This is a genomic window from Micrococcus terreus (assembly GCF_900116905.1).
GTDB classification, from domain to species: domain Bacteria; phylum Actinomycetota; class Actinomycetes; order Actinomycetales; family Micrococcaceae; genus Citricoccus; species Citricoccus terreus.
Genome location: NZ_FPCG01000010.1, coordinates 1 through 19,453, shown reverse-complemented (window position 1 = coordinate 19,453; position 19,453 = coordinate 1). Strand labels below are relative to the sequence as shown.

The 19,453-nt window shown below is 69.3% G+C and carries 20 protein-coding genes; 12 read left to right on the top strand and 8 right to left on the bottom strand.

What is annotated here, in order from left to right:
• The first annotated feature begins 126 nt into the window (after nt 1-126).
• The 4 genes from BM355_RS11290 (at nt 127) to BM355_RS11275 (ending at nt 5,882) form a co-directional block, all read left to right on the top strand.
• Complete coding sequence (locus tag BM355_RS11290; RefSeq protein WP_091698629.1) at nt 127-1,623, top strand: CoA-acylating methylmalonate-semialdehyde dehydrogenase; 1,497 nt, start codon at nt 127-129, stop codon at nt 1,621-1,623.
• Complete coding sequence (gene mmsB / locus BM355_RS11285; RefSeq protein WP_091698626.1) at nt 1,620-2,600, top strand: 3-hydroxyisobutyrate dehydrogenase; 981 nt, start codon at nt 1,620-1,622, stop codon at nt 2,598-2,600. The genes BM355_RS11290 and mmsB overlap by 4 nt, the downstream gene beginning before the upstream one ends.
• Nucleotides 2,601-2,955: 355 nt before the next feature.
• Nucleotides 2,956-4,620: an ABC-F family ATP-binding cassette domain-containing protein gene (locus BM355_RS11280; protein ID WP_218154339.1), complete on the top strand. Its 1,665-nt coding sequence runs from the start codon at nt 2,956-2,958 to the stop codon at nt 4,618-4,620.
• The gene (locus BM355_RS11275) at nt 4,617-5,882 is read left to right on the top strand and encodes an MFS transporter (protein WP_091698623.1); all 1,266 of its coding nucleotides are present in this window, start codon (nt 4,617-4,619) and stop codon (nt 5,880-5,882) included. Before BM355_RS11280 ends, BM355_RS11275 begins: the two co-directional genes overlap by 4 nt.
• On the opposite strand, the gene BM355_RS11270 is transcribed toward BM355_RS11275, so the two are convergent.
• Nucleotides 5,833-6,336 carry a MarR family winged helix-turn-helix transcriptional regulator gene (locus tag BM355_RS11270; protein ID WP_091698618.1) on the bottom strand — a complete coding sequence of 168 codons (504 nt, stop codon included), beginning with the start codon at nt 6,334-6,336 and terminating at the stop codon, nt 5,833-5,835. The genes BM355_RS11275 and BM355_RS11270 overlap by 50 nt on opposite strands.
• Before the next feature lie 282 nt (nt 6,337-6,618).
• Here BM355_RS11270 and BM355_RS11265 point away from each other — a divergent pair, with 282 nt between their 5' ends.
• A complete protein-coding gene (locus tag BM355_RS11265; protein WP_091698868.1) occupies nt 6,619-7,818 on the top strand; it encodes an acyl-CoA dehydrogenase family protein in 1,200 nt (399 codons plus the stop codon).
• Between the two features lie 28 nt (nt 7,819-7,846).
• Here BM355_RS11265 and BM355_RS14360 read toward each other — a convergent pair whose 3' ends face one another.
• From BM355_RS14360 to BM355_RS11245, 4 genes are all read right to left on the bottom strand, one after another.
• On the bottom strand, nt 7,847-8,389 hold the full coding sequence (locus BM355_RS14360) for a hypothetical protein (RefSeq protein ID WP_177227938.1): 543 nt from the start codon (nt 8,387-8,389) through the stop codon (nt 7,847-7,849).
• A gap of 38 nt (nt 8,390-8,427) precedes the next feature.
• Nucleotides 8,428-9,042 (bottom strand): helix-turn-helix domain-containing protein, encoded by a 615-nt coding sequence (locus BM355_RS14940; protein ID WP_177227937.1) that lies wholly within the window; start codon nt 9,040-9,042, stop codon nt 8,428-8,430.
• Nucleotides 9,043-9,138: 96 nt separating this feature from the next.
• Entirely contained in the window at nt 9,139-9,981 is an 843-nt protein-coding gene (gene nadE / locus BM355_RS11250) for an ammonia-dependent NAD(+) synthetase (RefSeq protein WP_091698612.1), read from the bottom strand.
• 45 nt (nt 9,982-10,026) lie between these two features.
• A complete protein-coding gene (locus tag BM355_RS11245) occupies nt 10,027-10,515 on the bottom strand; it encodes a MarR family transcriptional regulator (protein ID WP_245760773.1) in 489 nt (162 codons plus the stop codon).
• Nucleotides 10,516-10,587: 72 nt separating this feature from the next.
• On the opposite strand from BM355_RS11245, the gene pyrE reads away from it, so the two are divergent.
• The 3 genes from pyrE (at nt 10,588) to BM355_RS11230 (ending at nt 12,596) form a co-directional block, all read left to right on the top strand.
• Nucleotides 10,588-11,265, top strand: coding sequence for an orotate phosphoribosyltransferase (pyrE, locus tag BM355_RS11240; protein ID WP_091698607.1), 678 nt, complete (start codon nt 10,588-10,590; stop codon nt 11,263-11,265).
• 132 nt (nt 11,266-11,397) lie between these two features.
• Nucleotides 11,398-12,318, top strand: a complete 921-nt coding sequence (locus BM355_RS11235; protein ID WP_091698604.1) for a nucleotidyltransferase family protein — start codon at nt 11,398-11,400, stop codon at nt 12,316-12,318.
• Complete coding sequence (locus BM355_RS11230) at nt 12,315-12,596, top strand: PqqD family peptide modification chaperone (RefSeq protein ID WP_091698601.1); 282 nt, start codon at nt 12,315-12,317, stop codon at nt 12,594-12,596. Before BM355_RS11235 ends, BM355_RS11230 begins: the two co-directional genes overlap by 4 nt.
• A gap of 10 nt (nt 12,597-12,606) precedes the next feature.
• Here the strand turns inward: BM355_RS11230 and BM355_RS11225 are convergent, their stop codons facing one another.
• Nucleotides 12,607-13,656 carry a magnesium and cobalt transport protein CorA gene (locus tag BM355_RS11225; protein WP_177227936.1) on the bottom strand — a complete coding sequence of 350 codons (1,050 nt, stop codon included), beginning with the start codon at nt 13,654-13,656 and terminating at the stop codon, nt 12,607-12,609.
• A 48-nt stretch (nt 13,657-13,704) separates the two neighbouring features.
• Here BM355_RS11225 and BM355_RS11220 point away from each other — a divergent pair, with 48 nt between their 5' ends.
• Both BM355_RS11220 and BM355_RS11215 read left to right on the top strand, forming a co-directional pair.
• Entirely contained in the window at nt 13,705-14,040 is a 336-nt protein-coding gene (locus BM355_RS11220) for a hypothetical protein (RefSeq protein WP_091698866.1), read from the top strand.
• The gene (locus tag BM355_RS11215; protein ID WP_091698598.1) at nt 14,037-14,738 is read left to right on the top strand and encodes a TrmH family RNA methyltransferase; all 702 of its coding nucleotides are present in this window, start codon (nt 14,037-14,039) and stop codon (nt 14,736-14,738) included. The genes BM355_RS11220 and BM355_RS11215 overlap by 4 nt, the downstream gene beginning before the upstream one ends.
• Nucleotides 14,739-14,788: 50 nt before the next feature.
• Here the strand turns inward: BM355_RS11215 and BM355_RS11210 are convergent, their stop codons facing one another.
• Nucleotides 14,789-16,228: a lipase family protein gene (locus BM355_RS11210; RefSeq protein WP_177227935.1), complete on the bottom strand. Its 1,440-nt coding sequence runs from the start codon at nt 16,226-16,228 to the stop codon at nt 14,789-14,791.
• 356 nt (nt 16,229-16,584) lie between these two features.
• On the opposite strand from BM355_RS11210, the gene fbaA reads away from it, so the two are divergent.
• Both fbaA and BM355_RS11200 read left to right on the top strand, forming a co-directional pair.
• Nucleotides 16,585-17,607: a class II fructose-bisphosphate aldolase gene (fbaA, locus tag BM355_RS11205; RefSeq protein ID WP_091698858.1), complete on the top strand. Its 1,023-nt coding sequence runs from the start codon at nt 16,585-16,587 to the stop codon at nt 17,605-17,607.
• Nucleotides 17,604-17,969 (top strand): hypothetical protein, encoded by a 366-nt coding sequence (locus BM355_RS11200; RefSeq protein WP_091698596.1) that lies wholly within the window; start codon nt 17,604-17,606, stop codon nt 17,967-17,969. Before fbaA ends, BM355_RS11200 begins: the two co-directional genes overlap by 4 nt.
• A gap of 103 nt (nt 17,970-18,072) precedes the next feature.
• Here BM355_RS11200 and BM355_RS11195 read toward each other — a convergent pair whose 3' ends face one another.
• A complete protein-coding gene (locus BM355_RS11195; RefSeq protein ID WP_091698592.1) occupies nt 18,073-19,140 on the bottom strand; it encodes an IS110 family RNA-guided transposase in 1,068 nt (355 codons plus the stop codon).
• Between the last annotated feature and the right edge of the window lie 313 nt (nt 19,141-19,453).

Sequence of the window (19,453 nt, the reverse complement as noted above, 5' to 3'; positions counted from 1 at the left end):
CCGCACCCCGCCGGTGGCGATTAGTAGGAAGTCCGAGTATCTTCGACTGTGACCCCGATCACTCCCGTGCGGCGGCCCACAAGGCCTCCCCGCGAACCCCGCATCACGCAGGAAGCCAGGACTCGCATGCGCACCCTCAGCCACTTCATCGACGGACAGCACGTGGAGGGGACCAGCGGCCGCACGGCAGACGTCTACAACCCCAGCACCGGGCAGGTCCAGGCACAGCTGCCCCTGGCCAGCCGTGAGGAGGTGGAGCGGGCGATCACCGTGGCCGCCGAAGCCCAGAAGCAGTGGGCCGCCACCAACCCGCAGCGCCGGACCCGGGTCCTGCTGAAGTTCGTGGACCTGGTGAACGAGCACATGGACGAGCTGGCTGAGCTGCTCTCCCGTGAGCACGGCAAGACCTTCCCGGATGCCAAGGGGGACATCCAGCGCGGGGTCGAGGTGGTGGAGTTCTGCGCGGCCGCCCCGCATCTGCTCAAGGGCGAGTTCTCGGACTCGGTGGGCACCGGGATCGACGTGCACTCGCTGCGTCAGCCCCTCGGTGTGGTCGCCGGCATCACCCCGTTCAACTTCCCGGCCATGATCCCGCTGTGGAAGTCGGGCCCGGCGCTGGCCTGCGGCAACGCGTTCATCCTCAAGCCCTCCGAGCGCGACCCCTCCGTGCCGCTGCGCCTGGCCGAGCTCTACCAGGAGGCCGGCGTCCCGGACGGCGTCTTCCAGGTGGTCAACGGGGACAAGGAGGCCGTGGACGCACTGCTGGACGACCCGCGCATCAAGGCGGTGGGCTTCGTGGGCTCCACGCCGATCGCCCAGTCCATCTATGAGCACGCCGCCCGCACCGGCAAGCGCGCGCAGTGCTTCGGCGGGGCCAAGAACCACATGGTGATCCTGCCGGACGCCGACCTGGACATGGCTGCAGACGCCCTGATCGGCGCCGGGTACGGCTCGGCGGGCGAGCGCTGCATGGCCATCTCGGTGGCGGTCCCGGTCGGCGAGGAGACCGCCGATGCCCTGGTGGCCAAGCTGCGCGAACGGATCGCCCAGCTCACGGTCGGGGAGTCCATGGACCCGAACGCGGACTTCGGTCCGGTGGTGGCCGCCTCCGCGAAGGAGCGCATCGAGGGGTACATCGAGGCCGGTGTGCAGGAGGGCGCGGAACTGCTGGAGGACGGCCGCGGGATCACCGTGGACGGACACCCGGACGGCTTCTGGGTGGGCCCCACGCTGTTCGACCGCGTCACGCGCGAGATGAGCATCTACCGGGAGGAGATCTTCGGTCCGGTGCTCTGCGTGGTCCGCGCGCAGGACTACGAGGAGGCGCTGACCCTGGTCAACGAGCACGAGTTCGGCAACGGCACCGCCATCTTCACCCGCGACGGTGACGCCGCCCGCGACTTCTCCTCCCGGGTGGAGGCCGGCATGGTGGGGATCAACGTCCCCATCCCGGTGCCGATCGCGTACTACACCTTCGGCGGCTGGAAGGCTTCCGGCTTCGGCGACCTCAACCAGCACGGCGCCGACGCGTTCCGGTTCTACACCAAGACCAAGACCGTCACCTCGCGCTGGCCCTCGGGCATTCGTGAGGGCGCCGAGTTCATCATGCCGGAGGGGTCATGAGCACCGAGACCACCGTCCGTGAGCAGCACATCGCGTTCCTGGGGCTGGGCAATATGGGCGGGCCCATGGCGGCCAACCTGGTCCAGGCCGGGTACCGCGTGACCGGGTTCGACCCCATGCCCCCTGCCCAGGAGGCCGCCCGCGCCACCGGTGTGGCCGTCGTCGGGACCATGGTGGAGGCGGTGCAGGAGGCGGATGTGGTGCTGACCATGCTTCCCAGCGGGAGGCATCTGCTGGAGGCCTACCTGGGACAGGCACGTCCCGACGACGGCGCCGCGGCTTCCGCGCCCGAGGGCACCGAGGGTGCCCCGCAGGGTCTGCTGGCCGTCGCCCGTCCGGGGACGGTGTTCCTGGACTGCTCCACGATCGACGTGGCGGAGTCGCGCCGTGCGGCGGAGCTGGCGATCGCGGCCGGGCACCGTTCCGTGGACGCACCGGTGTCCGGGGGCGTGGTGGGCGCCGAGGCGGGGACGCTGACGTTCATGGTCGGCGGGGACGAGGCGGACGTGGCCGCCGTGGCGGACCTGTTGGACGTGATGGGCAGGCGGACCGTGCACTGCGGCGGACACGGCAACGGGCAGGCCGCCAAGGTGTGCAACAACATGCTGCTGGGCATCTCCATGCTCGGCACCGTGGAGGCGTTCGTGCTCGGCGAGCAGCTGGGGCTGGACCATCAGGCGCTGTTCGACGTGCTCTCCACCTCGTCCGGACAGTGCTGGTCCGTCACCACCAACTGCCCGGTCCCGGGTCCGGTGCCCGGCAGTCCGGCCAACCGCGACTACCAGCCCGGGTTCGCCAGCCAGCTGATGCTCAAGGACCTGACCCTGGCCGAGCGGGCGCTCGCGGACACCGGCGTGCAGGCCCAGCTCGGCCCGGCCGCCGCGGCGATCTACCGCCAGTGGGTGGAGGACGGCGGGGCGGGCAAGGACTTCTCCGGGATCATCGAGCAGCTGCGCGAGCGCTCCGCCGGGGGCTGAGGGTCCGTCGGCCGCCGCGTCCGCCCCCGTCCCCGTCCCCTCTCTCCGTCCCGTCCCGTCCCCGTCGAGCCAGAAGCAGTGGTGGGCATCAGCGCTGATGCCCACCACAGCTTCTGGCTCGATGCTCTGCGGGGGCACGAGTAGACTGGTCCGCATGTTCCGCAGTGCCACCATGAAGCCCTGGACTCGCCGCTGACGGCGGCAGAGTCCTTTCACGCCTGTCCAGACCCCTGCTGAGGTCTGCCCGCGGCTTCCTCTCCACTCTGTTCGCCGTCCCGGTCCGTGCCGGGCGGTCACTGTGTGATGCCCGGCTCCCTGACGAGTCGAAGAGAACAGAGTGCAGAACACCTATCGCATCAAGAACACCCAGCCCTCCGCCGCGTCCGGCACCGCCCTGCCCGCCGGGAACGCCGCGCACATCCGCGCGGAGGACATCCACCTCACGCTGGGGGACCGTCCGGTCCTGACCGGGGTGGACGTCACCGTCTCCGCCCAGTCCCGTCTGGCGATCGTGGGAGAGAACGGGCGGGGCAAGTCCACCCTGCTCCACGTCCTGGCCGGGCTGCTCGCGCCCGACCGCGGAACGGTCTCCCGGGTGGGGACCCTCGCCGTGGTGGAGCAGGAGCTCGAGTCCCGGGACGATCAGACCGTGGGATCACTGATCGCGCAGTCCCTCCAGGACAGTCTGGAGGCGCTCGCGGAGCTGGACCGCGCCACCGCCGCCCTGGCCGAGGGGCAGGACGGCGCGGACGAGGCCTACGCGGAGGCCCTGGAGCGGGCCGCCGGCCTGGACGCCTGGGACGCCGAGCGCCGCGTGGACATCGCCCTGGCAGGACTGGACGCCTGCGCCGACCGGAACCGAGCCCCGTCCACCCTGTCCGTGGGCCAGCGCTACCGGGTCCGCCTGGCCTGCGTCCTGGGGGCCGAGCCGGACCTGATGCTGCTGGACGAACCCACCAACCACCTGGACGCGCAGAGCCTGACGTTCCTCACCGAGCGTCTCCGCTCGCTGCGCGGGGGCCTGGCCGTGGTCACCCACGACCGTGCCCTGCTGCGGGACCTGGCCACGAGCTTCCTGGACCTGGACCCGTCCGAGGACGGCCGGCCCCGCCTGTACGCCGGCGGCTATGAGGCCTGGGTGCAGGGGCGGCAGCGTGACCGCGCGCGGTGGGAGCAGGACTACGCCGACCAGCAGGCCGAACGGGCGCAGCTCGCCGCGGCCGCCGAGGAGGCTCGCGGCAGACTGCAGTCCGGCTGGCGCCCGGAGAAGGGGCACGGCAAGCATCAGCGGGCCACGCGGGCCGGGGGCGTGGTGCAGGCGTTCAAGCGCCGGCAGGAGGCGCTGGAGGCCCACGTCATCACCGTCCCCGAGCCGCCCCTGAGCCTGGCCTGGCCCGCCGCGTCCACCCGGGCCGGGCGGCCGGTGCTCACCTGCGACGGCGTGACCGTGCAGGGCCGGCTCCACACCGCCGTCAGCCTGGACGTGGAGGGTGGGGACCGGCTGGTGGTCACCGGCGCGAACGGCGCGGGCAAGTCCACCCTGCTGGGGGTGCTGGCCGGCCAGATCGCCCCGACCTCAGGCCGCGTGGACGTCCATCCGACGGCACGCGTGGTGCTGCTCTCCCAGGAGACCCCGGCATGGGACCCGGAGCGCACCGCGTACGAGGTCTATGACCGGCACGTGAGCGCTATGCACGCGCGGCGGGCTGAGCGGCGAGACCCGGTGCCCCTGAGCGGAACCGGCCTGTTGGACTCCCGCACACAGCGCACGCCAGTGGGGCGGATGTCCCAGGGGCAGCGCCGCCGTCTCCACCTGGCCCTGTGCCTGGCCGAACGGCCCGATCTGCTCCTGCTGGATGAGCCGACCAACCACCTCTCGGTGTCCCTGGTGGACGAGATGACGCAGGCGCTGCGGTCCACCGGCTCGGCGGTAGTGGTGGCCACCCATGACCGGCAGATGCTGCGGGACCTGGCCGTCTGGCCGGCCCTGCGCCTGAGCAGTGGGGAGGAGGCGGAATGAACACTCTTCGTGTTCTGAGTCCTCTGTCCGTGCAGCACTACCGCCGCTTGTTCGCTGCCATGGTCCTGGCGGTCTTCGGTCAGGGAGCCTGGGCGCTGTACCTGGCGATGCAGACCCTCGAGTTGGGTGCCACCCCTGCGGATCTCTCCACGGTGGTGGTCTGGAGCGGCGTGGGGCTGCTGCTGTGGTCCCTGCCTGCAGGCGTGGTCGCCGACCGCCTGCCGCAGCGGACGATCCTGATCGGGGTGATGACCCTGAACGCCGTGGCTGCGGCCGTCACCACCTGGCTGGCGTGGAGTGAGGCCGTGACGTTCTGGCAGCTGGGTCTGTCGGCTTTCCTCATCGGCGCATCCACGGCGTTCTTCTTTCCTGCGTACACGGCTCTGGTCCCCACCCTGGTGGAGGCGGACGAGCTGATGGCCGTCAACGGGTTGGAGGGGGCCGCCCGGCCGGTGATCGGGCAGGCCGCTGCGCCGGCCGTCATCGGCGCCGTGATCGGCGCCAGCGTCCCTCCCGTGGGAGGACTGGTCATCACGCTGGCTTTCCTGATGGCCGTGCTCTGTGCGGTGGGGCTTCCCGTGCAGGTTCGTCTCGAGAAGGGGGGCCGGGAGGATTCCCGGCCCCACCCACTGCGGGATCTGGTGGGCGGCTTCGCCTATGTGGCACGCACGCCGTGGGTGGCCGTCAGCGTGGTGTTCGCGGCGATGATGGGGCTGCTGGTCGTGGGTCCTCTGGAGGTGCTGCTGCCGGCGCTGCTGCGGGAGGGCCATGAGAACGGGGCCGCCGTCTACGGAATGATCCTGGCCGCGGTGGGCATCGGCGGGCTCGTGGGTTCCTTGATCATGGGATCTCTGCGCACACCCCAGCATGTGCTTCCCTGGATGATCGGCCTTTGGGCAGTGGGCTGTGTGCCCTTCGCACTGGTCGCTGTGACGCTGCATCCCTGGGTCCTCGGTACGGGCCTGCTGGTGTACGGTGCGCTGATCGGGGCGGGCATGGTCATCTGGGGGACGGCCCTCCAGGAGCGCGTGCCGCTGGACTACCTGGGCCGGGTGGCGAGTCTGGACTTCTTCGTCAGCATCGCCTTCATGCCGCTGTCGATCTCGGTGACCGGGCTGCTGGCCGAACGACTTGGAACGGGCACCCTGTTCGTGGCGGCCGGTGCCGGTCCGGCTGCGGTGGGTCTTGTGCTGCTGATGGCCTGGGCCCTCATCAGGCGAAGTCGCCGGCGGCCCGGCGGAAACGGGAGAGGATGCGCGTGAGGTCGCGGACGTCGTCGGGCGTGAAGCCGGACTGGGCGAAGACCTGCGCGTTCAGGTCCTTCGCGGCCGCCCGCATCACGCGCTGACCGTCCGGGGTCAGGCTGATCAGGGTGGTGCGCCCGTCCGTGGGGTGCGGAGCGCGGGTGACGAGTCCGGCCTGCTCGAGCCGATCCACGGCGTTGGTGATCGAGGTGGGGTGGACCTGCAGCAGGGCGCTGGCCCGGTTCATCGGCAGAGCGCCGGTGCGGGAGAACTCCAGCAGAGCCAGCACCTCGAACCGCGCGAAGGTCAGGGCGTGTGGCTTCAGAACAGCCTCGATCCGCTGGGTCAGGATCTTCTCCGTGCGGACCAGGGCGGTGATCGCGGCCATCGGCTCGGCCTCCTCGGTCCAGCCGGCGCGGACCCAGTTGGCGTGGGCGTCCACGATGGGGTCGCGGTGCAGCGGTGTGGGCATGGGGAGGGTCCTCTCGCTGCGGCGGCCGGCTCGGGTTGCCTGTGACCTGCGTCACCGGCAGAATAGTTGGAAGTCCAAGTGTTTGCCACTTCGTGTCAGCACCAGTCCCTGCACACCCGCAGGTCGGAACCGCGCAGCTGCCGCCACCACCCCCGGCGCCAGCCGACCCAGGAGATCACCATGACCCTCACCGCCGCATCCGCCCAGGCCCACCAGCCCACCCCCGGGGGCACCTCCGGTGAGGCGAAAGTGGCACGTGAGGGGGCGTCGTCGGGACCTGCGATGCGGGGGATGGCCCCGGGTGCCGCCGCGAAGCCGGACACCTTAGCGTTGCCGGAACTGGACGTGCTGGGCCTGGCGGACCGACTGCCGGCCGAGGAGCGTGAGCGGCTGCTGCAGATCCGCGAGCACCTGCAGAGCGTGGTCCGGCCGGCCGTGATCGAGTACTGGAACCAGGAGGAGTTCGCCTTCGACCTGCTGCCCGGACTGGCCGAGCTGGGCCTGGGGCGGCTGCAGGTGGACGGGACCTCGCGGCTGTTCAAGGGCCTGGTGTACGCGGAGGTGACGCGGGCGGACGTGTCCCTCTCGGCGCTGGTGGGGATCCACAACGAGCTGATCGTGGGGATGATCCACGAGCTGGGATCGGACGCGCAGAGGCAGGAATGGCTGCCGCGGCTGGAGCGGTTCGAGGCGATCGGGGCGTTCGCGCTGACCGAGCCCGAGCACGGCTCGGACATCGCCGGGGGGCTGGAGACCACGGCCGAGCGGGATGGCGAGGAGTGGGTCATCACCGGGGCCAAACGGTGGATCGGGGCCGGGACCATTGCCGATGTAGCGCTGGTGTGGGCGCGGGACACGGCCGATGGTGAGGTCAAGGGCTTCCTGGTGGAGACCGACCGGCCCGGCTACCGCGCCACCAAGATCCGGAACAAGACCGGGCTGCGGATCATGCAGAACGCGGACATCGAGTTGGACGCGGTGCGGATCCCGTCGGAGAACCTGCTGCCCGGGGCCACGGACTTCTCCCAGGCCAACGAGCTGCTCAAGGACTCCCGTGCGTGGGTGGGCTGGCAGGGGGCGGGCATCCAGTTGGCCGCGTTCGAGATCGCCCGCGACTACGCCCTGACCCGCCAGCAGTTCGGCCGTCCGCTGGCCAAGTTCCAGCTGATCCAGGACGGGCTGGCCGAGATGCTCGGCAATGCCTCGGCTTCGCTCGCGATGATGGGGGAGATCGCCCGGCTGCAGGAGCGCGGGGAGCTGGAGATGACCCAGGCGGCCATGGTGAAGGCCACCACCACCCGCCTGGCCCGCTCCACGGTGGCGATTGCGCGCAACGCCCTGGGCGGGAACGGGATCTGCTCAGAGTTCGAGGCGGCCAAGGTCTTCAACGACGCCGAGGTGCTGTACACCTACGAGGGCACCTATCAGATCAACCAGCTGATCGTGGGGCGCGCAGTCACCGGAATGGGCGCCTTCGTCTGAGCGGGGCGAGGGGGGCTGATCGCCCCTCTCATTCCTCCCGACGGCGACTGGCTGGGCGGACCGGATCATCGCTCGGTTCGCCGATGTTGAGACGCAAAGCCTCCGCGGCGACGATCAAGTAGTTGTCGCGTTCACCTGAGAGCGGTATGGAATCTTCGCCGTAGAGATCGAACGCAATGTCGACGATTCTCTCCGGATCGGTGATGCCGAGTCGACTGGCGAGAAGACTGAGGTCGAGGATGTCTTTGCCGCGTTCGGCGGCCAACTTCATGGCCAGCAGAGTCTCATCGGTCGCCACGAGGACCGTCGCGGGCCCACTCGGAACAGCGGTCCATTGAGCCCCGTCGGGGATGAATGCTCGGGCGGAGTCATTCAGCCAGTTCTCGGGCAGATTGTGCTCGGCGGCCATCTGACGAGCGACAGCCTCCACCTCTTCCGTGTGTGAATAGGAAGCGTCGATGTCCTGTGTCATCCGACGGGATCCGTAGAAGATCATTGCTGCACCGTCGACAAGCCGGATGTCACTGTCCACGCCTTGATCTTGCAACCGCCGTGTCAGCGCGGTGATCAAGGAACGGACCTCCTCGGGGCTGAGGTCACGTCCTGCGCTCATGCGCTCATGAGCGATCTGCTGCGTATGCCGATATTCGCGCTGCGCAAAGCCTCTGGAGTCTCCCGATCCGTCAAGGCGATCCAGTCTTTGCTCATCGGAAGGAAGGTATCGCCGGGGTACCACTTGCTGCGCAGCGGCTCTGGGGCAGGCCACGGGCGAGAGGACCCGACTGTCGCACCGACAGCCCAACGGACCCCGGCGCGGAGCAACGTGTCGAAGCGTTCGCTGGAGGTGGATGGGGGTGTTGGCAACGTGGGGAGGGGACGCCCTGCAAGATGGGCACGCAGCCTCGTGAACACGTCGGACAGGAGGCGGAGGGCAAATTCCTCGTCGCCAGACTCAAGCTCGTGCCGGATATCAGCGGCCGCGCGATCTATATCTGCCTGGGCCTGGGCAACAGCCTGAGGAGAAACCGGTGTGAGCTCGATTCCCGCGGCCGTCAGCACAGTCAGGAAGCTGTCCAGATCAGCTCCCGGGTGGCCGGCCTCAATTTGTCTGACCAATCGCGGTGAGACTCCTGAGGCCTCGGCCAGCTGCGTCTCGGTCAGGCCTGCTGCAAGGCGCTGCCGGCGCACGCAAGTACCCACATCGAGCGGTCGCTCCAGTGACATGATGACCATGGGAACCTCCGCAGCGGTCTAGACCGAACATGTCCATCATAGGTTGGGCCTATCGAGAGTGCTCGGGATTCCTGGCCCCTGTGGGGATCACTCCGCGGTGCCGGTGGGGTCCTTCCACCAGGTGTCGAGGATGCTGGCGGGTGTGGTCCGCTTGTGCCGGGACCGCAGGTACATCTGCTCCAAGCGCTGGGCGGCGTCGGCGGGGACCACACGGCCCTCGAGGTAGTCGTCGATCATCTCGTAGCTCAGCCCCAGCTCGGCCTCATCGGTCTGACCAGGCTTGCCGTCCAGCAGGTCGGCGGTGGGGACCTTGGCCCAGAGCCGCTCCTCGGCGCCCAGGTGCTGCAGCAGGGCCCGGTTCTGGCGCTTGTTCAGCCCGAACAGCGGCAGCACGTCAGCCCCGCCGTCGCCGTACTTGGTGAAGAACCCGGTGACGGACTCGGCGCCGTGATCGGTCCCGACCACCAGCAGCCCCTGCCCACCGGCGAGGGCGTACTGGGCGACCATGCGCACGCGCGCCTTGACGTTGCCCTTGTTGTAGTCGCTGATCGGCTCACCGACGGCAGCGGCGTACTCGGCCTCGAACCCGTCCACGGCTGGAGCGATGTCATAGGTGACCTCTTCGTCCCCGTCGATGAAGTCCAGGGCGGCCTGGGCGTCGTCCTCGTCCAGCTGCACGTTGTACGGCAGGCGGACCGGGACGAACACGGCGTCCTTCCCCTCGGCGCGCAGCTCCTCCACGGCCAGCTGGCACAGCCGCCCGGCCAGAGTGGAGTCCAGTCCGCCGGAGATCCCGAGCACGAACCCGCGCGCTCCGGTGGAGGTCAGGTACTCCTTGAGGAAGCGGACCCGGTCGGCCACCTCGGTGGCCGGGTCGATCTCGGGCTTGACGCCCATCTCCTGGATGATTCGCCGCTGCAGTTCACGCATGCGTCCAGACTAGGTCAGCACCCGGGCCGATCACATCCGCGCACCTCAGCCCGTGGACTTCTCGCTCCAGCCCAGGTTGCGGGCCATCTTCTGCAGGGCGGTGACCACGGCCTCGAACTCGCCCTCGTCCAGGCCCGCGGAGACCTGCGCGCGCAGCTCCTTCACCACCTCGGCCACGCGTTCGCCGCTGGCCCGGCCGGTGGAGGTCAGCGTGTACAGCTCGCCCTCGTAGACCAGCCAGCCTGACTCCACGAGCTCCTCGAGGTGCTCCTCCACGGTCTGCGGCCCGTCCGGGTCGTGTGCCTCGGCGGCAGCGGCGGGCGGGGCGGCGCGGTGCAGTTCGGCCATGGTGTGCGGGCGCTGGGTGAGCGCGTTCATGAGCATCCACTGGGTCCGGGTCAGCCCGTGCTCCTCCAGCGACTCCCCGATCTGTGTGGTGATCAGTCCGTCCACCAGGCGCAGCCAGTAGGTGAGCAGGTGGTCCTGCTCGGCGGCATCCGGCGTGTCAGCAGTGTGGTCCATCGGCTCGCTCATGCTCTCACCCTAGGTGCGCCCTCCGTGCGAATCCAGAGGTCAGGTGGATGTGGGGAATCTAGGATGGGGTGCATGACCTCCTCACCTGATGCCTCCTCCGCCTCCCAGGCCTCCTTCCCGACGACGGCCGGCACCTCCCAGCCCGCCGGCACCACCTTCGGTGGCTCCCTGCGGGACGGGCGCAGCGAGCAGGACTCGGCAACGGACCGTGCCCGGCTGCTGGAGCTGATCAAGGAGCTCGCGGTCGTGCGGGGCAAGGTCACCCTGTCCTCCGGCAAGGAGGCCGACTACTACATCGACCTGCGCCGGATCACCCTGCACCATGAGGCCGCGCCCCTGGTGGGGCGGGTCATGTTGGACCTGTTGGACCAGGCCGGTGTGGAGTTCGTCGGAGCCGGTGGTCTGACCATGGGTGCGGACCCCGTGGGTACGGCGATGATGCACGCCGCGGGTGCCCAGGGCCGGGCACTCGACGCTTTCGTGGTGCGCAAGGCCCAGAAGTCCTACGGCATGGGTCGCCAGGTGGAGGGACCGCCGGTGGAGGGTCGGAAGGTCGTGGTCCTGGAGGACACCTCCACCACGGGCGGTTCAGCGCTGACGGCTGTGGAGGGCGTGCGTGCCGCCGGGGGGAACATCCAGGCCGTGGCGGTCATCGTGGACCGGGACACCGGTGCCGCAGAGCGCATCGAGCAGGAAGCCGGCGTCCCGTACCTCTACGCCTTCGGCAGGGACGAACTCGGCCTCGACTGACCTCCGGGCAGTGCATGAACGCTGACGGTTCCCACCCGCTGGGGACGGTGCCTGACGTCAGGGGCCTCTGCGGAGAGAACCGCCCGCTCAGCAGGGCGCGCATCTGGATGCTGATTTGCGAGAGTATGGGTCATGGACATCCCCAGTGATCAGCGTGAGCGGCCGGAGTCGGGCATCCCGCTCGAGGCGCGCATTCGACTCGGCCATGCCATGGTCCAAGGGGTCGCTGACCAGGTCGGCGTCGATCTGGTCCACATCAAGGGCTATGCCGTCGATCAAGGGTTGTACCGCGAAGGGCGTGCCAGCACCGACGTGGACATCTGGGTCCGTCCCAGTCAGGTCGACCGGCTGATCCAGGCGCTCGCCGAGCACGACTGGAAGCCGCTGACCAGCTTCCGGTCCGGCTCGATCTTCGAGCACGCGGCCGTCTCCCACCACCCGACCTGGAGCTATGTGGACATCCACCGAGTGGTCCCCGGGGTCGGGCTCCCGCCGGAGGAGGCGTTCGAGAACGTCTGGGCAGAGCACAAGACGGTGCAGATCGCCGAGTACCCCTGTGCCGTCCCCTCCGCCGACCACCAGATGGCGGTGATCATCCTGCATGAGGCCCGCAGCGGGGCCACGCGTCAGCCGGACGTGGACCACATCCGTGCCCAGCTCACTGAGGAGCAGCGCCTGCACCTGCGCGGCATCGCCTCCAGCTGGAAGGCCGATGTGGCCTGGGCGGCCGCCACGGACCGGCTCGAGCTCTTCACGGACCACCCCGAATACCCCCTGTGGAAGGCCGTGCGCACCAACGCCAGCGGCATTGCCCTGCTCAAGGCCCGTCTGCAGACCGAACAGAGCTGGCTCAAGCGCGCCGAGCTGATCGCCTATGCGGCCACCCCCAACCTGGACCACCTGCGCCTGAGCCTGCACCGCGAACCGACCGCCCAGGACGTCCTGCAGGACCTGTCCTCGCGCTGGACGAGGGGGCTGGGCGGGCTGCGCCGGCAGCTCGTCACCGACCTGACTTCCCGTCTCACCCACCGCAGGAGAGGACCCCGCTCATGACCGCCCTGCGCAGAACCCACCCGGTGGCCCAGGTGCTGGTGGATGACCCCGTCTGCACCGTGGTCGCCCACGTCCCCGCTGGACGAGCGGTGGTCCTCCAGGGCGCCAGTGAGGTGATCTGGCATCGCCTCCCCGCAGCCGAGGAGCCCGCCCTGGGAGCCAGCCAGCTGGCTGCCGAGCTGGCGCAGGAGACCGGGGTGGACGTCGTCGTGCTGGAGCAGCAGGTGCTGGACATGGCCGCTGACCTGGCCGAACAGGGTCTGGTGGAACTGCTCTGACCGGAGCGGCTCAGAGCCAGTCGTTGCGGCGGAACAGGATGAACAGCGTCAGGGCCACGCCGAGCATCAGCGCCAGGGCCATGGGGTAGCCGAACACCCAGTGCAGCTCGGGCATGTGCGTGAAGTTCATGCCGTAGATGGAGCCGACCAGCTGCGGGGCGAAGATGATGGCCGCCCACGAGGAGATCCGCTTGACCTGCTCGTTCTGAGCCACGGAGACCTCCGCCAGCCGCTTGGAGGCCAGCGTGGAGTCCAGCTCCAAGGCGTTCTCCAGCATGGCGCGCATGGCGGCCACGCGGTCGTTGAGCTGCAGGGCGTGATCGCGCACATCCCGCAGGCGGCGCACCAGCTCCACCTGATCGGTGTCCTCGTCCGAGGGCTCCGGCGCATCCGTGGTGCGGTCCCCGCCGTGCTGGTCCCAGCCGGCCCGGACCATCATGTCCTCCACCATCGCCGGCAGGGAGCGGATAGCCCGCTGGAAGTTGAGCACCTCGCGGGAGAGCTCATAGATGCGGCGGGTGACCTCCCCGTCCCCGGAGAAGATCTGGTCCTCGATCTCGGAGACGTCATTGTCCAGCCCGTCCGCCACCGGGTAGTAGTCATCCACCACCCGGTCCAGGATGGCGTGCACCACCCCGGCCGGCCCCATGGCCAGCTGCTCGGGATCGTCCTGCTCCAGCTTCCGCCGCACCTGGGCCAGATCCGGCTCCTGGGCGTGCCGGACGGTGATCACGTGGTGCGGGCCCATGAACACGGCCAGCTCGCCGAACTCCACGGTCTCGGTGGCGTCGATGTACCGTGCGGGGATCAGCACCAGGAAGCGGTCCTCACCGTAGTGCTCGTGCTTGGCCCGCTGGGATCCGGCCAGCGCGTCCTCCACCGCCAGCTCATGCAGCCCCAGCTCCTCGGCCACCTCGCGGAACTCGGCCTCGTCCGGGCGGTAGAGCCCGATCCACGCCATCCCGCCCGTCTCCTGCGCGGCCTCGAAGGTCTCCTCCAGAGTGGTGGGGGCCAGGATGCGCTTGCCGTCGCGGTAGATGGCGTTGTCGATGATCGTCACACCCTCATTCTCGCGTGCCGCGCGCTCCCAAGCGGTACCGTCATGCGCATGAGCCTCTCCGCACTCCTCCAGTCCGCGAAGTCCGCCGAAGACGTCACCACCGCACCGATCGCCGCGCTCGGCCTGATCGGCGGCTACGTCACCGCCCGGGAGACCGGGATCCGCCCGCTGGGCGGCGCAGTCCTCGCGGCGGCAGGTGCCTACGCCGGCCGGACCTGGCTGGCCAAGACCGGGCCCGTCCCGACGACGGCCCTCGCCTTGGTCTACCTCGGCGGCTTCGGTGCCTCGCATCCCTTGGCGAAGAGGATCGGTCCCTGGCCCGCAGTGCTGACGGTGGCCGCGGCATCGGCGGCGGCCTCCTGGGCCGTGGCCGACCGGCGATGACCGGACCCACTGGGTCCACCGGACCCACGGATCCCACCCCCGAGCGCGACGCGCGCTCGCTGGAAGGCGAGGCGACTGCGGACCGGCCGGTCGGCGTCGGGCCCTGGGAGGGAGAGTGGCCCCAGGGTGAGCACTGGGACCCGGACCTGCTGCGGGACGGGGACCGGCGGAATGTGGGCGATGAGTTCCGGTACTGGCGACTGGAGGCGATCGTGGCCGAGCTGGACACCCGGCGGCATCCGTTCCACGTGGCGATCGAGAACTGGCAGCACGATCTGAACATCGGGACCGTGGTGCGCACGGCCAACGCGTTCAACGCCGCGGGGGTGCACATCATCGGGCGGCGGCGCTGGAACCGGCGCGGGGCCATGGTGACCGACCGCTACCTGCACGTGCACCATCACCCCACGGTGGAGGAGTTCACGGCGTGGGCGCAGGCCGAGGGGGTGGCGGTGATCGGGGTGGACATCTTCCCGGACTCGGTCCCGCTGGAGACCTACGAGCTGCCGGAGCGGTGCGTGCTGGTGTTCGGTCAGGAAGGGCCGGGGCTGAGCGAGGAGGTCCACGCCGCCACGCAGGCCACGCTGTCCATTGCGCAGTTCGGCTCCACCCGGTCCATCAACGCCGGTGTGGCCGCGGGGATCGCCATGCATGCCTGGGTCCGCCAGCACGTGTTCGGCCAGCGGACCCAGGGGTGACGCGCTTCTGAGCTGAAGCTGCAGGCGCTCAGGCGTTCAGCGGCGCAGCCTCAGAGCCGCCAGCAGGCGTTGAGCGTGTCCACATTGTTGAACGTGGCCCACAGGTAGGACTGCATGCGCGGCAGTCCGGCCACGTAGCCGCCCAAGTGGGTGGGGGTCAGGATGGTGTCGAACCGGACCTCGGTTCCCTGCTTGCACCACTGCTGGGCCAGGGTGCGGGAGACGGTGTAGGGGATGACGTCGTCGGTCAGCGAGCTGGCCACCATCACCGGGAAGTCCGGGGCGTTGCCCGCAGCGCCCAGGGACTGCTCCTGCACGATCGCCTTCATCTGCGGGTCCGAGGTCATGGTCTGCGCGAAGGTCTCCCCGGTGTGGGTGAGCCCGGCGGACTTGATGAACGAGTGCTTGAGCACACCGTCGATCGTGCAGTTCTCCTGCGCCTCGGCGTGCTTGACCATGCCGGCCTCGTTCAGCACCGTGGACGGATCCAGGCTGTACGCCTCCATCAGCCCGGCGATCCCGTAGAGCAGGAACTCGGAGTAGAGCGTGCCGTCGATGTTCTGGCCCACCGCGGTCAGGTCGGCCGGAGCCGCTCCCACGTAGGCGCCCTGGACGTCCAGCTCCGGTGCGTAGGACCCGGCCAGCTCGGCGGCGGCCGCGGAGGCGCCACCACCTTGGGAGTACCCGGCCAGGGCGATCCGGCTGTCCGGCGTCACCTGGGTGCCGGGGACCTGGGCGGCCGCGCGCACGGAGTCCAGCACGGCGTTGCCCTGGTCCTCGCGCACCAGGTAGGTGTGGATGCCCTCGGTGCCCAGTCCGGCGTAGTCGGTCATGACCACGGCGTACCCGGCGTTGAGCAGGTCGGACACGCCGATCCCCTCGTACTGCATGCCCACGGAGAGTGTGCGGGACGGAGCACAGTGGTCGCCGATCCCCTGGGTGCCCGGGGCGTACGCGATCACCGGTCGGGTGCCCTTGCCGGTCCACGCCTTGGTGGGGGTCAGCACGGTGCCGCTGACCACGGTGGGCTCACCGGCGCGGTTGGTGGAGGAGTAGAGCACCTTGGTGGCGGTGGCCGGGTACTTGATCAGTTTGATGGGGTCCAGGTAGAACTCGGTCTTCTCGGAGCGGATCAGCGTGCCCGGCGTGGTGGGGATGGTGGCCGGGGAATCGTAGAAGCCGGTGTCCGTGGTCTCGGCGATCTCCGCCTGCGCGGCGCCGCGCTCCAGGGCCTGGTCGTCTCCCACCGCATCCTCCACGGTGGACTCGGAGGTGCCGGACGCGGTCACAGTCATCGTGCCGGCGGGGCTGACCGGCGCAGCGTGGGCGGGGGCTCCCATCAGTGCCGCGGTCAGGCCCAGTGCCACGGCCGGGATGATCCCGACGGCGGCGCGCATCCGGCGGCGGACAGGTCCGGCCTCGCTGGGCGCGGGTGAGACGGAGGGGGAATGGGCGGCAGGCGTGCTGCCGGCGGGTGGGGTGGTGGTCATGTCGACTCCTGTCCACGAACGCATCCGTGCGGTGCGGGGCAGTGGGGGCGGTGCTGCGTCGTGGTGCGCAGCCGAGCGGGGTGAGGCTGCCCGGGTGAGGCGAGACGGCGGTCGGAGTTACTGGTGAGTTGTACCGACCAGTAGATGCTAAGTGATCTGGATCACACCTGGCTAGAGGTTCACCGACTGTTCATCGCCGGGTCGTGGGGCAGGCTCCTCAGCGGCCCGGGTGTGTCCGGCGCCGCCCTCCTCGGACCCGTGCGGCCTCATCTGCCATGGATAGGATGGACGGCGAGCAGCAGTCCGCCTCAACGCCGAGCGCCCCTGTGTTCGGCACGCCACGCAAGGAGCACATCATGCCCATCGCCACCCCGGACCAGTACGCCGAGATGATCGACTCCGCCAAGAACGGCGGCTACGCCTTCCCCGCGGTCAACGTCACCAGCTCCCAGACCCTGAACGCCGCCATCCGCGGGTTCGCCGAGGCCGGATCGGACGGCATCATCCAGGCCTCCACCGGTGGCGCCGCCTACTGGTCGGGTTCGAACATCAAGAACATGGTCACCGGTTCGCTGGCCATGGTCGCCTTCGCCCGTGAGGTCGCCAAGAAGTATGACGTGCGCATCGCCCTGCACACGGACCACTGCCCCAAGGACAAGCTGGACGAGTTCGTGAACCCGCTGCTGGACGCCTCCGCCGAGGAGGTCAAGGCCGGGCGGGACCCGCTGTTCAACTCCCACATGTGGGACGGCTCCGCCGAGACCCTGGAGGAGAACCTGCGGATCGCCAAGGACCTGCTGGCCCGCACCCACGCCAACCACCAGATCCTCGAGGTCGAGATCGGCACCGTGGGCGGCGAGGAGGACGGCGTGGCCCACGAGATCAACGAGAAGCTGTACACCACCATCGAGGACGGCGTCGCCACCATCGAGGCTCTGGGCATGGGGGAGAACGGCCGGTACATCACCGCGCTGACCTTCGGCAACGTGCACGGCGTCTACAAGCCCGGCAATGTGAAGCTGCGCCCGGAGATCCTCAAGGAGATCCAGGAGTCGGTGGGAGAGAAGTTCGGCAAGAAGTCCCCGTTCGACCTGGTCTTCCACGGCGGCTCGGGCTCCACGGACATCGAGATCGCTGATGCCGTCTCCTACGGCGTGATCAAGATGAACATCGACACCGACACCCAGTACGCCTTCACCCGCCCGGTGGTCTCGCACATGTTCCAGAACTATGACGGCGTGCTCAAGGTGGACGGCGAGGTCGGCAACAAGAAGCTGTACGACCCCCGCACCTGGGGCGCCAAGGCCGAGGAGTCCATGGCCGTGCGTGTGGTCGAGGCCTGCGAGCGACTGGGCTCGGCCGGCAAGTCCATCAAGTGATCGGAGGGTCCACTCTGAACTCCCTGAACCTGAACCCCCTGAACGTGCTCGACTCCGTGACGGTCGTCGGCATGGACCTGGAGGACATGCTGTTCCAGGACACCTCCTGGATCGGCGAGGTCGCCATCGTCTCGGTCCTCGCCTTCGCCATCATCGTGGTCCTGGGCATGCTGCTCTCCCGCAACGCGCTCTCCGGACGCAAGCGCCTGCGCGAGGTCGAGGCAGAGCGCGACCAGGCCCTGCGCCAGGTCGAATCCCTCCAGACCCGGGTCGACTCCCTAGAGCGGCGAGTGGACCGCCGCCAGGAGCTCGAGTCCGAGCTGGGCAGCTGGGATCGCCAGGCCCAGCAGCTCGGCCTGTAACAGCACAACCATCCCGACGACGGCCGGTCACCTTCCGAGAAGAAGGTGACCGGCCGTCGTCTTGTCAGCGAACCTGCCGCGTCTAGGGATCCTTCTATGTTCGTCAAGCTGGTCTGGTGACTGCGTTGGTGGTGTTAAGGATCCGGTAAATCTGGCGGGCTAGGTAGCGTTTCAGGCAGCGACGGATCTCTTTGGTGGTGCGGCCCTGGACTTGACGCCGCTCGACGTAGGCACGGGTCTGCGGGTCGTGGGTCATCCGAGTGAGCACCGCGATGTGCAAGGCCCGGTTCAGTCGCCTGTCGCCGCCTCGGTTGAGTCGGTGGCGGACGGTGTTCCCCGAGGACGCCGGGATGGGGTTAACCCCGGCCAGGGCGGCGAACGCTGCTTCGGAGCGGACTCGGCCGTGATGGGACCACGCGGTGAGGCAGATGGCGGCGGTCACTGGCCCGATGCCGGTCTTCTCCAGCAGTGGTGCGGCCTGGCTGGCCTGGACGAGCTCGGTCATACGGGTGCTGTTGGCGGTGATCTGCTCGTCGAGTTCGACCACGCGCTTGGCCAACCGGATAGCCTCAACCCTAGCGGTGGTGGTACCCAGGTCTTCGTCGCGGGTTCGCCACCGAGCCACCGTGGCGATCTGCGTGCGGGTCACTGGTTTGCGGGCATCGAGGCCCAGGTCGACGACGCGCAGCAGTGCGATCAGCGCGTTCACGGTGGCGGTGCGCTCGGCGCTCATGTGGTCACGAGCCGCGACCAGCACACGCAGCCCCGCCCGCACGCCCTCGGCCAGGCGTGGCCGGCGCAGCTGCCCGGAGTCCAGCGGAAGGACGGCCGCGGCGATACGGTGCGCGTCCAGGGGGTCCGATTTGCCCAGACCCCGGTTGCTCCGCGCGTTCATCCGGGCGGCTTCGACCACCTCATAACCGGCCTGCGCGACGGCGGCAGCCAGGCCGGCACCATAGGACGCCACGCCCTCGATCACCCACAACGCGGCCAGATCACCCTCGGTGCGGCGTGCCACCCAGGCGATCGCGCGGGACATGCCGGTGGCCGTGGCGGGGAACTGGCCGGTGTCGAGGACTTCACCGGTAGCGGCCAGGACCGCCAGGACGTGGTTGCGGGCGTGGGTGTCGACTCCGATGACGAACGGGTGGGCGTGGGCGACTATGGTCATAGCGGCTCGGGTCCTTCCTAGTCCAGGGTTGATGATCCGGCCGCTGGCGGCCGGTGCCGGTCTGGGTAGGAGTCACCGCGGGGCAGTACTGTGATGAGTCACGCCCGCAAGGGCGGACAGCCTTCTGATCAGGTCACCGAGGTGGGCCAGGACGACGCCGGCCGCTCCGTCCCTGGACGGACAAATCCCTAGCAGGGCACCCGCAGGGGCCGAGCGTGTCTTGAGTCACGACCAAGGACGAGGCGACCGGCATCAACCTTGCCAGCCGGTCCCAGACCAGCCACCAGAAAGACTCACAGCGTGTCTCCCTTAT

Coding starts and splice junctions, on each gene's coding strand:
- mmsB (WP_091698626.1), top strand. CDS start 1,620: ATGAGCACCGAGACCACCGTCCGTGAGCAGCACATCGCGTTCCTGGGG.
- BM355_RS11195 (WP_091698592.1), bottom strand. CDS start 19,140: ATGACCATAGTCGCCCACGCCCACCCGTTCGTCATCGGAGTCGACACC.
- pyrE (WP_091698607.1), top strand. CDS start 10,588: ATGACCTCCTCACCTGATGCCTCCTCCGCCTCCCAGGCCTCCTTCCCG.
- BM355_RS11245 (WP_245760773.1), bottom strand. CDS start 10,515: ATGAGCGAGCCGATGGACCACACTGCTGACACGCCGGATGCCGCCGAG.
- BM355_RS11215 (WP_091698598.1), top strand. CDS start 14,037: ATGACCGGACCCACTGGGTCCACCGGACCCACGGATCCCACCCCCGAG.
- BM355_RS11220 (WP_091698866.1), top strand. CDS start 13,705: ATGAGCCTCTCCGCACTCCTCCAGTCCGCGAAGTCCGCCGAAGACGTC.
- nadE (WP_091698612.1), bottom strand. CDS start 9,981: ATGCGTGAACTGCAGCGGCGAATCATCCAGGAGATGGGCGTCAAGCCC.
- BM355_RS11270 (WP_091698618.1), bottom strand. CDS start 6,336: ATGCCCACACCGCTGCACCGCGACCCCATCGTGGACGCCCACGCCAAC.
- BM355_RS11275 (WP_091698623.1), top strand. CDS start 4,617: ATGAACACTCTTCGTGTTCTGAGTCCTCTGTCCGTGCAGCACTACCGC.
- BM355_RS11235 (WP_091698604.1), top strand. CDS start 11,398: ATGGACATCCCCAGTGATCAGCGTGAGCGGCCGGAGTCGGGCATCCCG.
- BM355_RS11210 (WP_177227935.1), bottom strand. CDS start 16,228: ATGACCACCACCCCACCCGCCGGCAGCACGCCTGCCGCCCATTCCCCC.
- BM355_RS14940 (WP_177227937.1), bottom strand. CDS start 9,042: ATGTCACTGGAGCGACCGCTCGATGTGGGTACTTGCGTGCGCCGGCAG.
- fbaA (WP_091698858.1), top strand. CDS start 16,585: ATGCCCATCGCCACCCCGGACCAGTACGCCGAGATGATCGACTCCGCC.
- BM355_RS11290 (WP_091698629.1), top strand. CDS start 127: ATGCGCACCCTCAGCCACTTCATCGACGGACAGCACGTGGAGGGGACC.
- BM355_RS11265 (WP_091698868.1), top strand. CDS start 6,619: ATGCGGGGGATGGCCCCGGGTGCCGCCGCGAAGCCGGACACCTTAGCG.
- BM355_RS11230 (WP_091698601.1), top strand. CDS start 12,315: ATGACCGCCCTGCGCAGAACCCACCCGGTGGCCCAGGTGCTGGTGGAT.